Below are 13,386 nucleotides of genomic sequence, written 5' to 3'. Positions count from 1 at the left end.
TACTTTTATTGCAAAATTGGTTTAAGGTTGAATCGTAATTCGTCAATAACAGAACCAGAAACATTACCATTTGAATTTACTTCGTGCAAGTTAACAAATGTTAGTTCGTTACTTAGGTTTTGATTGTATGGAATTTCGACTTTTATGTAATTTTTTGTAAATCCGTACATTTTTCCATGATCGTTATAAGATTCGAATAGAACTTCTTCCGATTTTCCTAAGTTTGCCTGATAAAAGTCTTGTAACATTTTCTCCGAAAGAATTTGAAGCATTTTAGCTCTTCTTTTTCGTTCAGGAATAGGAACAACCTCCTTAATTTCTAAGGCTTTGGTACCTTGTCTTTCTGAGTAGGGAAACACATGTAACTGACTAATTGGCAATTCTTTAATGAATGAGTAAGCATCTTCAAAATCTTGTTCGCTTTCACCACGACTTCCAGCAATTACATCCACACCAATAAAGGCATCAGGAAGTAAGGATTTAATTTTTTCGATACGTTGGGCAAATAATTCTCTATCGTATCTTCTCTTCATCAGTTTTAAAACTTTATTAGAACCGGCTTGAAGAGGTAGGTGAAAATGGTTGACAAATTTTTCTGATTGAGCTACAAACTCGATAATTTCATTGTTTAAAAGATTGGGTTCAATAGAGGAGATTCGGAAACGACTAATACCTTTTACTTTTTCAAGCTCCTTAATTAAACCGAGAAAAGTTTCGTTGGTGCTTTTTCCAAAATCGCCAATGTTTACACCAGTTAGAATAATCTCTTTTGCACCTTTTTTTGCAACTTCTTCGGCTTGTTGAACCGTTTTCTTGATACTCATATTTCGACTATTTCCTCTGGCATATGGAATAGTACAATAGGTGCAATAGTAATCGCAACCATCCTGAACTTTTAGAAAACAGCGAGTTCTGTCTCCCATCGAATAGGAGGAATGAAAATCTTTCACCGTAGCAACTTCACAAGGATGTAGTTCGCCAGTACCTTTCTTTTCAAGGTGATCGATGTATTTATGAATGTTAAATTTCTCGTTGGCTCCTAAAACAAGGTCAACACCTGGAATCGCAATAATTTCATCGGGTTTAAGTTGTGCATAACACCCAATTACTGCAATAAATGCATTAACATTAGTTTTAATTGCTTTTTTGATGGCTTGTCGGCACTTTTTGTCGGCATGATCTGTTACAGAGCAAGTGTTGATAACATAAATATCAGCTTTCTCTGTATGCTTAACTGTTTCGAATCCCATTTCTTTAAAGGAACGGCCAATGGTCGATGTTTCCGAAAAATTAAGCTTGCATCCTAATGTATAGAATGCTACTTTTTTACCTTGCAACATAATTTCTTCCCTTCTTGCTGATGATTAGCCAGATGCTGATAGACAACCTAAGGCTAAAATAAATGAACTATTTCAAATTAGATTTGAAATAGTTCAAACTATAGAAAATATTTTGTTGCAAATTTAGGAAAAAAGAATTGCTTTTTAGCCTCTTAGAAGGTTGTTCGAATTATATTCCTTATACAGTTGATGAACAATACCATCGGTAACACCAATTTTAGGGACGTGTATTATTTCCGCATTTGCCCATTCCATAATGCTTAGGAAAATTGTTGCTGCTGGAATAATAACATCCGCTCTGTCGGGATTCATATCGTAGTTAATCATTAACTCCTCGTAACTATACTGTTTAAGGTCATAGAAAATACTCTTAAATTCCTGATAAGTAATGAATTTTTCTTTTTTTGGAGTTGCGAGTTTTACCAATCTGTTAATGTTACCACCAGATCCAATCAGTTCAATATTTTCGCAACTAGGGCATACATCCAGTAAGCATTCTTTGATGCGAACGAATTCATCTTTTGGCACACAATCTCTAAGAATTTTAATTGTTCCCACATTAAAGGATGCAGAAAATTTACAAATTCCTTTTGAAAAAAGGGTTAGTTCGGTGCTTCCACCACCAACATCTACGTATAGATAGTCTTTTGTTGGATCTAGGGAATCAGCAATTTTATTGTCAAAAATAATACTTGCTTCCTCTTTTCCACCTATCACATCAATTTTGATGCCTGATTCTTTTTCGATTCGTTGAATGATTTCGGCACCATTTGCAGCTTCTCTCATTGCGGAAGTTGCACAGGCTCTATAGTTCACTACCTCATGAACATCCATAAGGTTTCGAAAAGCCTTCATGCTTTTAATTAATTTTTCGGCTTTATCGGTAGAGATAAACTTTTCGATAAAGGTGTCGGTTCCCAAACGAATGGGAACTCGCACCAATGATGATTTTTTAAAGTGAGCATTACCACCTTCTTCCAGCACATTCATAAACAGCAATCGGATGGCATTGGATCCGATATCAATGGCGGCAAATTTCATTATTTTCATAAAGAATATATTTAGATGTTCAGCGAAAGAAAACAAGCCGTAACAAAAGAGGCTATTTTCCAGAAGCGATCAAATGTACAGGTTTCAGAATTTAATTTAAAAGAAATTTCTCAGTATTGCAATAAATATATTTACAGAAGGTGACTCGCCAATTCGGCAAGATGACTTCGTTCCCCTTTTATTAGATTTACATGTGCAAAAACATCCTGTTCTTGCATTCTATCTGATAAGTAAGCTAAGCCGTTCGATTTTTTATCCAGATAAGGAGAGTCTATTTGTTCAATATCTCCTGTGAATATCATTTTAGTTCCTTCTCCTGCTCGTGTAATTATAGTTTTAATTTCATGAGGGGTAAGGTTTTGAGCCTCATCAACAATAAAGAATGTATTAGATAAGCTTCGTCCCCGAATATAGGCTAAAGGTGTAATTTGTAACCTTTCCTCCTTTAATAATTCGTCAATTTTAAGGTTCTCTTTACTGTGGATATTAAATTTGTGTTTAATCACGCTTAGGTTGTCGAAAAGAGGTTGCATATACGGGCCTATTTTTTCTTTAGCATCGCCTGGTAAATATCCAAGATCTTTATTTGCCAAAGCGACGATTGGTCGGGCCAAGAAAATTTGATCGTATAAATCGATTTGTTGCAGAGCTGCAGCTAAGGCAACTAATGTTTTCCCAGTTCCGGCTCGTCCGGTTAATGCAACTAAGGAAATTTTTGGATCCATAAGTGCATGGAACGAAAATGTTTGTTCTGCATTTCGAGGATAAATTCCATAGGCATTAGGTTTTTCAACTCGGGATATTGTTTTTTCAACCGGATCGAAATGAGCAAGAGCACTCGAGGAATTATTTTTTAAAATAAAATATTTATGACCTTTGATTGGGTTTTCAAATCCAAAATCAGCCTCAGGAATCCCTTCGTTTGATTTGTATAGGAAATTAATTTTTTCATCATCAAAATCCTCTAGTGTTGTAATTCCCATGCTAATTACATCGTCGAGATCTTTCACCTGATCGTTCTTATAATCTTCGGCAGGAACGCCTAAAGACTTGGCTTTCATTCTTAGATTAATATCTTTGGAAACCAAAATAACCTTTTTATTGTCGCTGTGGTTATGTAGATACTCGGCAATGGCTAAAATTCTATGGTCCGGAATATTTTCCTGAAAGGATCTTTTCATTTCGGGTGAAAATTCTTTTCCTGTTTCCACCGATAGTTTGCCTAACTTAAGACCCAAAGGAACTCCCGAAGAAAAAAGTAAATCTCCAGAGATTCGGTCTAATTCCCGACTGAATTCTCGTGCATGGAAGTTAATCTGATCATTTCCTTTTTTAAATTTATCCAGTTCTTCCAAAACTGTTATGGGAATTACAACATCATTTTCTTCAAAATTATAAATGGAATTAAAATCGTGAAGAATAACATTTGTGTCGAGAACGAAAATCTTTTTGAGTTTTGCCATAATAAATGGTGTTAGAGGTGAATTTTGACTCGCTTTTTGTGTCGGTTCTATTTGCTGTTAGTACAAATTGCTACGGTTTAAAATGTTAGCTGATGAAAAGTGATTTTGAATCGGGTAATTTCATTTAATTAGATTTTGTGATTCAAAAAAGCAGTAGTAATTAATAGTTTTAATTTAGTAATTTTTGTAGGAAATTCAACCTATTAACAAAAAATTTAAGAAATTTTATTCTTCTTTGTACCAACATCAAAATTGTAGCGAGTAAGAAATGAATTACCAAGAGACTTTAGATTATATGTTTACTAAACTGCCTATGTTTCAGCGTACTGGGCAAGCAGCATATAAAGCCAATTTAGATACTACTTTGGCTTTGGATGACTATTTTAATCATCCTCATAAGAAATTTAAAACAATTCATGTTGCGGGAACGAATGGGAAAGGTTCTGTTTCTCATACTCTTGCTTCTGTTTTGCAAGCTTCTGGATATAAAGTGGGTTTATATACTTCTCCGCATTTAAGAGATTTTCGAGAGAGAATAAAGGTGAATGGGGAACTTGTTTCGGAAGACTATGTGGTTGAATTTATTCGTAAATATCAAACTAAATTTGAAGAGTTAACTCCCTCTTTTTTCGAGATGACAGTAGCGATGGCTTTTGATTTTTTTGCAAAGCAAGAGGTGGATATAGCGGTAATAGAAGTTGGTTTAGGTGGAAGGTTGGATTCTACGAATATTATTAGTCCGGAACTTTCTGTGATTACAAATATTAGTAAAGATCATACTAATTTGTTGGGAACCGAATTGGTACAAATTGCTGGGGAAAAAGCTGGGATTATAAAAAAAGGCATTCCTGTAGTAATTGGCGAGAAACAGGAAGAGGTGATGGATGTTTTCTTGAAATTTGCAGCTGCTAAAGGTTCCGATCTACTATTTTCTGAGGATCAGTATAAGTTTCAATCATCAGAATTAATAAATGGCAAAAGAAATTTAGTTTATCAGTCTGCAGCAAATAATTCAATTGTTAATTTGTCCTGTGATTTAGTGGGATGTTATCAAATTAAAAATATTAGAACAGCTCTTTGCGTATGCGATCAATTAAAAAGTAGGGGCTGGGCAATTTCTGATCGTTCCATTCAACAGGGAGTTTCAGAGGTGGTAAAAAGAACAGGTTTGCTAGGACGCTGGCAGACAATAGGTAGAGCACCAAAAGTGGTGTGTGATACTGGACACAATGTTGCGGGTATTAAAGAAATAATAGAGCAAATGGAATCGTTGGATTACGGAAAATTGCATGTTGTTTTTGGAGTGGTAGATGATAAAGATATTAACGAAATACTTGAATTATTGCCGAAGAATGCAAGTTACTATTTTAGTCGTGCCAATATTCCTAGGGCATTAGATCAAAATATTCTTGCAAATAAGGCGAAAGCATGCGGATTAATTGGAAATACGTACTTATCTATAAAAATAGCATTAGAGGCCGCAAAGAAAAATGCGCAGGATAACGATTTGATTTTTGTAGGTGGAAGTACTTTTGTTGTTGCAGAAGTTGTATAAACAAAACTGCGATTTTTATTGCTGTGCTTATTTTTTCTGTTTAGCTTTGCAAGCTTTAAGGGCGATTAGCTCAGTTGGTTCAGAGCACTTGGTTTACACCCAAGGGGTCATAGGTTCGAATCCTATATCGCCCACATTTATAAAGAATTATTATACTATTCTTTGCAGTGTCCCCAGCGCCATTTATTTAAAAATTAGATTTGTATAACAAAATAATCATTAAAGGAATTTTTCTTTAATGAAAACTTGGTTATTTTTGTTTTCATTTAAGGTGTAAGTAAAAAATTATGGTTCAAAGTTCAAAGAAAATTCAGGTGGTTCCTGAGCCAACTATCAGGCGTATGCCGTCGTATTTGGCATTTGCTGAAGGCTTATTAAGAAAGGGGCAACAGTTTGTATCGTCTACTCAGATTGCAAACTATATGAATATAGACCCTACACAGGTCACAAAAGATTTATCCTATACAGCTATCGTTGGAAAAACAAGAGTAGGTTACGAAGTAAAAGCATTAGTAGAAGTTCTATCGGAATTCCTTGGATTTACGGTGATGGATAATGCTTTTCTTGTGGGAGCCGGATCTTTGGGTTCTGCATTATTACACGATAGTGGTTTATCGCATTTTGGTTTAAATATCGTTGCTGCCTTTGATGTTAATTCTTCTACTATTGGGAAAAAAATTAATGATATTGAAGTTTTTCATATCGATCAATTTCGTGATTTGTCGCAAGAAATGAATGTGATAATGGGGATTATTACCGTGCCCGCAGAAAATGCACAGACTGTTGCTGATTTGATGGTGGCATGGGGAATTAAAGCCATATGGAATTTCACTCCTGCACGAATAAAAGTGCCCGATGATATTATTGTTCAAAATACAACCCTATATTCTAATCTGGCAATTATTTTTAATAAATTGCATAATGATAGAAAAGAGACTCGTTAAGTGATTGTATTTAATGGATAAAAAACAGGGCTGTTGAATTATTTCAATAGCCCTGTTTTTTATTTATTAATGTGTTAATTTAATTAAGGCTTTTCTAAAAGATTAATGGCATGTTCTAAAATAGTTGTATCATCTAGTTCTACAACACCTCCATCGGGACCTTGTTCTACATGAATCCCAGTAATCTCACCTCGATCAAAATTTGTTCCCCCAAAATAATTTCTGACGGTTTCTACTTCTAATTGTAAATCTTTTGCAATCCTTCGCATGCTTCCCTCTGGCAATCGATCTTTAATCTCTCTTAACTCATTGAATGTGATTGTTTTAGTCATATGCTTTTAAGTTTTAATTAAAGTTTAGAAACTGATTTGCCTTCTAAATTTAGCGAAAGAAATTGTTAATTTAAAATTATTAGCGTGTTAAATCATGTTAAAATGTAAGTGTGAAACTGGTTTTTTCGTTTGGAATTGACTGTGCTGTAATGGTTCCTCCGTGCAATCGTAATATCTGTTTCGAAAGGCTAAGTCCAATTCCCGAACCTTTTGGCTTGGTTGTGAAAAAAGGAATAAATACTTTATCAAGCACCTCTTTTATAATTCCTTGGCCATTATCGCTAATTTGAATAGAGATGCGACCTCTTTTATTCATAAATGCTTTTAGTTCAATTTCTGGATGCTCTGTGTGTTCCAATGCGTGTATAGAGTTTTTAATTAAATTGATTAGAACTTGTTCCAAAAGCTGTTCGTCGGCAAAAAGTTCGAGACTTTCTGGATTGATACTAATTTCACACCTAATTCCTTTTCTTTTTATTTCCTCCTCCATTAAACGATGAATGTTGTTGAAGAGTTTTTGTACCTGGAAAATGCCAAAATTTGGTTTTGGTATTTTGGTTAGGTTTCGATAGGTGTCAACAAAATGAAGAAGTCCCGAGCTTCGTTTGTGAATTGTTTCAAGTGCTAGCTTTACCTCGTTTAGAGTCTCCAAATCTTCATCTTGAAATTTATTGGTGTTGTTCTCCCCAAAGTTGTCAAGAATTGTAGTTAAAGTTGTCGATAAAGAGGAGATTGGTGTGATTGAATTCATAATTTCATGCGTAAGCACACGAATAAGTTTTTGCCACGATTCAATTTCCTGTTCTTCCAGTTCGTATTGGATATTTTTTATAGAAACGAGGATAACCTGCCGGTTATTAATTTTAAACTCGGTGGCGTAAATGGCGAGTTTTAGAATATCTTCGTTATCAATTACTTTAACCAGAGTATTTTCTCCATGTTTAAGACTTAATAAGCAAGTTACAAGCTCCTCGCTGAAACGACTTAGGTCTTGTATTTGTTTTAGGCTGCTTACCTGAAAAAGTTTTTTGGAAGCATTGTTAATCATTTCAACTTTTCCATCGCGGTGAAATGCAATTAAACTAATTCCAATGTGTTGAATTACAGTTTGTAGATAGAAATAGTGTTCTTCTTTTTCGGCTCGTATTTTCTGAAAATCAGTTATTACGGCATTAAAAGATTCCTGTAATTTATCAAAGGAACTTCCCAAACCTTGCACCTGAAAATTTCGCGTAAAATCAGAATATCGAATCGATTCAAGGAAATTTTTAAGTAGGCGATTGGTTTTTTCAACGTATTTAATAATTTCATAAATTTGATAAACAATTGCAAGGAAAGTGAGACTTGCAGTAAAGTAAAGACTTTTTTTTGCAAGCAAGTAAAATAGTAAGAATATCGTGGCTGAGAGCACGATAATTCTTATTATAAAATTAATTCGAAAGCTTTTATAAACCATATTTTTCTAGTCTTCGATAAAGAGATGTTCGCGTAAGCCCTAATTCTCCGGCGGCTTTAGATATATTACCCTTATTTGTTTTCAATACTTTTTGTATGATATTCTTTTCAACCTCTTCTAAGTTATAGGAGTCGAATTCAACATCATCCTGTCCATTTCGTTCAATGCTTACCTGAAAATCCGATGGATCAAGATTTCTGTCGTCTGCCATAATTATAGCGCGCTCCATTAAATGTTGAAGTTCTCTTACATTTCCTGGCCAACTGTAATCGTATAGCTTGTTCAGGCATGCTTTAGAGAGTGGATTAATGCTTTTTTTATATTTTTTAGAATAGATATCGAGAAAATGATTGGAGAGCAGAGGGATGTCCTCGTAGCGTTCTCTTAAAGCCGGAAGATTTATTTCAACCGTATTGATTCGGTAAAGAAGATCCTGACGATATCTGTCTTCGGATGCCATTTGTTTTAGTTGCATGTTGGTGGCACAAATTAAGCGAATATCGATAGGGATTGGTTTGTTGGATCCCACTCGAATTACTTCTCTTCGTTCTAAAACGGTTAATAGTTTGGCTTGCATGGGTAAACTTAAGTTTCCTATTTCATCTAGAAATAGAGTGCTTCCAGAGGCTATTTCGAATCGGCCCGGACGATCGGCACGTGCATCTGTAAATGCCCCTTTTACGTGTCCAAATAGTTCGCTTTCAAATAAATTTTCATTAATAGAACCAAGATCGACACTAATAAACACTTCATCTTTTCGAGCTGAATTTCGATGTAATGCCCTGGCAACTAGTTCTTTGCCAGTCCCATTTTCTCCAAGAATCAATACATTGGCATCGGTAATTGCCACTTTCGTGATTGTGGTGAATACTTGTTGCATTTCTGGTGACGTGCCAATAAAGTCGTTAAAGGGTTGATCAAGAACTGCATTAAGTTCTTTTTGTTTTGTTTTTAATTCTTTGACTTCATTTTTCGACCTGCGTAGTTTTATTGCAGATGAAATGGTTGCAAGCAGTTTTTCGTTTTGCCAAGGTTTTAATATAAAATCGGTAGCACCTGCTTTAATTGCTTTTACAGATTTTTCGATATCACCATATGCTGTAATGAATAAGACAACAGCTTGGGAATCAATTTCTAATATTTTATTTAGCCAATGATATCCTTCCTGACCGCTGATAGCATCTTTTGTAAAATTCATGTCAAGAAGCACGACATCGTACTGATCCTGTTTCATGAGTTTTGGAATCATTTCCGGATCCGATTCTGTGTGAATTAATTCTACATGTTGTTTAAGAAGCAGTTTTAATGAAAACAATATGTCTTCATTATCATCAATTGCTAGTATTTTTCCGGTTTTTTGATCAGCCATAATATAAATTAATTTGATGTTTCGGGCTTTTATGCTTATTTCAAAATTCAAGTTATCATTAAAAAATTGAAATTAAAAGAAAAATGTTCGTATGCGTACAGTCTTTGTATTGTTTTCGTTCACAGTTGTATGAAAATCAGTAAGTTTGACTTTTTTAAAAAGTTGTTAATCAATGTTAAAAGTATTTTGGCATGAAAGTGGTAATGTTGTTCTTGTGTTTGAAAAAGGATTAAAAAAGGCGAATGGTATATGGATAGAATTATTGAAAAAAAATCATGGTATCTCATAAAGAAGAATTGGTTTTTAGCAGGAGCCATATTGGGTGTTGTTGTGTTGTACACTGCATTTTTAGGAGAATCAGGATCCCAGTTGAAGGTAGATAGAGAGAAAATTATTATCGCCGATGTGAAATCCGATTATTTTCAGGAATACATTGCAAGAACAGGAACCGTGAATCCAATTACAACTGTTTATTTGGATGCCATTGAAGGAGGACGTGTAGAGGAGGTGTTGCTGGAAGAGGGAAGTATGGTGAAAAAGGGAGATGTGATTCTTCGATTGAGTAATTCGGAGTTGAACCTACAAATTTTAAATTCGGAAGCGAGTTTTACCGAACAAGTAAATAGATTAAGAGATACTCGATTGAGTATGGAGCAGGATCGATTGAATATAAAGAGAAGTTTATTGGATATCGATTTAGATTTAGCAAAGAGTAAAAGAGCTTATCGACGAAACAAAATTTTCTTCGAAAAGGATTTGATTTCCCGGGAAGAGTTTGAGGAGTCGAGCGATAATTATAACTACTTTCAAAAAACCAGGGATTTGCTTTTGGAAAGACAAAGAACCGATTCACTTTCCCGTTCCATTCAGATTCAGAGATTAGAAGCCAATTTAAAAAATATGGAAAATAATTTGGAACTGGTTCGGGCAAAGCTCCGAAATTTAAATGTTAAAGCTCCTGTTGATGGTCAATTGGGATCCTTAAATGTAGAGTTAGGAGAGTCGAAGTCGAGAGGGCAACGTTTAGGACAGGTGAATGTGCTGGATAATTACAAAATAAATGCGATGGTTGATGAGCTTTATATTGTACGATTAAGTAAGGGATTGAATGCTAAATTTAGTTTTAGCGGTGTGGATTATAATTTAATGGTGTATAAAGTTTATCCAGAAGTAAGAGCTGGTCAGTTCGAAATTGATATGAAATTTGTTGGTGATCTGCCTCCTGGAATAAGAACGGGACAGACATTTAGAACGAAAATTGAATTGGGCGAACCTCGCGAGGCTGTTTTGATTCCAAGAGGAGGATTTTTTCAGAGTACGGGTGGACAATGGATTTTTGTGATGGATGCTAGTGGAGCATTTGCAACAAAACGAGCAATTAAATTAGGGAATCAGAACCCGATGTATTATGAGGTGTTGGAGGGATTACAAGCGGGAGAAAAAGTAGTTACAAATAGTTATGAAACCTACGGGGATGTGAATAAATTGGTATTAAAGTAAACGGATGTTAAAGATATTATTGAATACTGTTTTACGAAGTTTGTATCGGCAAAAAGCTTATTCTTTAATGAATATTATGGGATTGGCAACGGGTGTTACTTGCACATTGCTTATTTTAATTTGGGTAGAGTATGAAACAGGATTTGATAAATTTCATGAAGAAATCGATCATATTTATAGTGTTTATGAGAACCAAAATTATGCCGATGGAGATGTTTTTTCTGTTTATTCAACACCGGCACCGCTTGCAGAATCTATAAAAAAATCGTTCCCGGAAATTAAATATGCTACCAGATTAGTTACTACCTTGGGACAATTGGTTCTTTCGGTGGGAGATAAAAGTTATGTAGAAGATGGTGGAAAAATTGTTGATGATGATTTCTTTTCTATTTTTTCTTTCCCAATTCTAAAAGGGGAAAAGAAGCATCCTTTTCAAGAGGAAAATTCGATTGTACTTACCGAAAAGTTGGCCCAGAAAATGTTTGGAGAATCGAATCCAATTGGAAGAATGGTGGAATTAAATTCAAAGTTTAGATGTAAAGTGGTTTCGGTAATTCAGAATCCGCCAGCAAATTCATCGGTAAGTTTCGATTTTATTCTTCCATTTCAATTTTTTGAGAAGTTATGGGACTACGATTTAAATGATTGGCAGGCAAATACGTTCCATACTTTTATAAAGGTAGAAAAGGGAGTGGCTTCGGATAAATTAGCGTTGCAACTACAAACTTATATTAAAGATAGGGTTCCGAATTCGAATGTGGAATTAGCTCTTCAGGCTTTTGTGGAGTATCATTTGTATGCTATTAATGCAAATAAAGCTGGTCCCATTTGGTATGTAAGAGTGTTTTTAATAATAGCAGTGTTAATTCTGTTAATTGCGTGTTTTAATTATATGAATTTGGCAACAGCCAGATCCGAGCGACGAGCAAAAGAGGTTGCTATTCGAAAAGTAGTAGGAGCTCAACGAAATGGATTGGTAGGATTGTTTCTTGGAGAATCGATTTTTTTCGCCTTAATATCCTTGGGAATCGCTATTGTGTTGGTAGAATTATTATTGCCTGTTTTTAGTGAACTTACCGATCGTAATTTAGCTTTGGGAATTAATAACATAAAGTTTTTACTTAGTGTTTCGGGTATTGTGATTATAACAGGAATTATATCAGGAAGTTATCCGGCCTTATTTCTATCTTCTTTTTTACCGATTCAAGTTATTCGTGGAGTTTCAAGAAAAGATTCTGCCTTACTAAGAAAAGTGTTAGTGATTATTCAATTTAGTATGTCGATAGCACTGTTTGTTTGTTCAGGTATTATTTATCAACAGCTTAATTTTTTGCAGCAATCGGATGTTGGTTATAATCGTAATGATTTGATATATATTGAGATGTCGGATGATTTTAATGTCATTTATCCGAAACTAAAAAGGGAGCTCATTAAAATTCCTGGAATTTATTGGGTAACAGCAGCAAATCAAATGCCTGTTAATTTTACCAATTCAACTTGGGATGTGGGATGGCCTGGAAAAACAGAAAATTCTGAAGATATTCTATTTCAATTGTCTTTTGTGGATTACGATTTTATTGAAACCTTTGAGATGGATGTAATTCAAGGGCGAGGATTTTCCAGGTTGCAGGGCGAGGATAGTTTGAAATTTATTATTAACGAATCGGCTGCCGAAAAGATGAATATGGTGAATACCATTGGAGAACCGTTGCGAATTTGGAATTATTCTGGAGAGGTGATTGGTATTGTAAAAGATTTTAATTTTAGGAGTCTGCAGGTTGGAGTGGAGCCACTAATCATGATGCGAAATCCGGATACATTTAAATATATTGGGATTCGAATTGGAGAAGATGTGGAACCTACCCTAAATAAAATTAGAGCAGTATGGGATACTACAGTTCCCGATGTTCCTTTTACTTATCGGTTTTTAGAGGAAGATTTTAAATACTTTTATACGGCTGAATCGAGAATGAGTAAAATATTTGTTTCGTTCACATTGATTGCTTTTGTAATTTCATGTTTAGGTTTATTTGGTTTGGTTTCGTTTGTAACCGAACGTAAATCTCGCGAAATGGCGCTTCGGAAGGTGTTTGGAGCTAGTATGGATACAGTATTTCAATTGTTATTGAAAGAGTTTTTTAAATGGGTGTTATTTTCCAATGCTGTTGCTTGGGTTCTTTCTTATTTTGTGATGGAGTGGTGGCTAAAAGGTTTTGCATATCGAATAGATATTGGAATAGGAATTTTTATTTTAGCTGGGTTTGTATCTTTATTGATAACCTTTGTTACCGTTTATCAGCAAATATGGAGATTAGCGTTAAAAACTCCGGCACATGTGCTAAAATACGAATAGGTGTTTGTTTAAATTGAAGTAGCT

The 13,386-nt window shown here is 34.7% G+C and carries 10 protein-coding genes and 1 tRNA gene; 5 read left to right on the top strand and 6 right to left on the bottom strand.

Going from position 1 to position 13,386, the window contains the following annotated elements:
* Positions 1-5: 5 nt before the first annotated feature.
* The 3 genes from mtaB to BZG02_RS00715 all read right to left on the bottom strand — a co-directional run bounded on the left by mtaB (position 6) and on the right by BZG02_RS00715 (position 3,853).
* Complete coding sequence (gene mtaB, locus BZG02_RS00725; protein WP_101259494.1) at positions 6-1,340, bottom strand: tRNA (N(6)-L-threonylcarbamoyladenosine(37)-C(2))-methylthiotransferase MtaB; 1,335 nt, start codon at positions 1,338-1,340, stop codon at positions 6-8.
* Between the two features lie 144 nt (positions 1,341-1,484).
* Positions 1,485-2,390 carry a Ppx/GppA phosphatase family protein gene (locus tag BZG02_RS00720; protein WP_218972110.1) on the bottom strand — a complete coding sequence of 302 codons (906 nt, stop codon included), beginning with the start codon at positions 2,388-2,390 and terminating at the stop codon, positions 1,485-1,487.
* Positions 2,391-2,521: 131 nt separating this feature from the next.
* Positions 2,522-3,853 carry a PhoH family protein gene (locus BZG02_RS00715; RefSeq protein ID WP_101259493.1) on the bottom strand — a complete coding sequence of 444 codons (1,332 nt, stop codon included), beginning with the start codon at positions 3,851-3,853 and terminating at the stop codon, positions 2,522-2,524.
* A gap of 295 nt (positions 3,854-4,148) precedes the next feature.
* On the opposite strand from BZG02_RS00715, the gene BZG02_RS00710 reads away from it, so the two are divergent.
* From BZG02_RS00710 to BZG02_RS00700, 3 genes are all read left to right on the top strand, one after another.
* On the top strand, positions 4,149-5,408 hold the full coding sequence (locus BZG02_RS00710; protein ID WP_245868041.1) for a bifunctional folylpolyglutamate synthase/dihydrofolate synthase: 1,260 nt from the start codon (positions 4,149-4,151) through the stop codon (positions 5,406-5,408).
* Positions 5,409-5,467: 59 nt separating this feature from the next.
* Positions 5,468-5,542: transfer RNA gene (locus BZG02_RS00705), tRNA-Val, on the top strand.
* Positions 5,543-5,695: 153 nt separating this feature from the next.
* On the top strand, positions 5,696-6,352 hold the full coding sequence (locus BZG02_RS00700; RefSeq protein ID WP_101259491.1) for a redox-sensing transcriptional repressor Rex: 657 nt from the start codon (positions 5,696-5,698) through the stop codon (positions 6,350-6,352).
* An 83-nt stretch (positions 6,353-6,435) separates the two neighbouring features.
* Here BZG02_RS00700 and BZG02_RS00695 read toward each other — a convergent pair whose 3' ends face one another.
* From BZG02_RS00695 to BZG02_RS00685, 3 genes are all read right to left on the bottom strand, one after another.
* Positions 6,436-6,684 (bottom strand): DNA-binding protein, encoded by a 249-nt coding sequence (locus BZG02_RS00695; RefSeq protein WP_101259490.1) that lies wholly within the window; start codon positions 6,682-6,684, stop codon positions 6,436-6,438.
* A gap of 97 nt (positions 6,685-6,781) precedes the next feature.
* Positions 6,782-8,095, bottom strand: coding sequence for a sensor histidine kinase (locus BZG02_RS00690; RefSeq protein WP_245868040.1), 1,314 nt, complete (start codon positions 8,093-8,095; stop codon positions 6,782-6,784).
* A 34-nt stretch (positions 8,096-8,129) separates the two neighbouring features.
* Positions 8,130-9,509, bottom strand: a complete 1,380-nt coding sequence (locus tag BZG02_RS00685) for a sigma-54-dependent transcriptional regulator (RefSeq protein ID WP_101259488.1) — start codon at positions 9,507-9,509, stop codon at positions 8,130-8,132.
* A 249-nt stretch (positions 9,510-9,758) separates the two neighbouring features.
* Here BZG02_RS00685 and BZG02_RS00680 point away from each other — a divergent pair, with 249 nt between their 5' ends.
* Both BZG02_RS00680 and BZG02_RS00675 read left to right on the top strand, forming a co-directional pair.
* Positions 9,759-11,009, top strand: coding sequence for an efflux RND transporter periplasmic adaptor subunit (locus tag BZG02_RS00680; RefSeq protein ID WP_101259487.1), 1,251 nt, complete (start codon positions 9,759-9,761; stop codon positions 11,007-11,009).
* 4 nt (positions 11,010-11,013) lie between these two features.
* Positions 11,014-13,362, top strand: coding sequence for an ABC transporter permease (locus BZG02_RS00675; protein ID WP_101259486.1), 2,349 nt, complete (start codon positions 11,014-11,016; stop codon positions 13,360-13,362).
* Positions 13,363-13,386: the final 24 nt, after the last annotated feature.

The sequence above is a fragment of the Labilibaculum filiforme genome (assembly GCF_002843315.1).
Classification (GTDB): Bacteria; Bacteroidota; Bacteroidia; order Bacteroidales; family Marinifilaceae; genus Labilibaculum; species Labilibaculum filiforme.
Note: the sequence above shows the minus strand (reverse complement) of the source record. Positions and strands in the feature narration are given on the sequence as shown.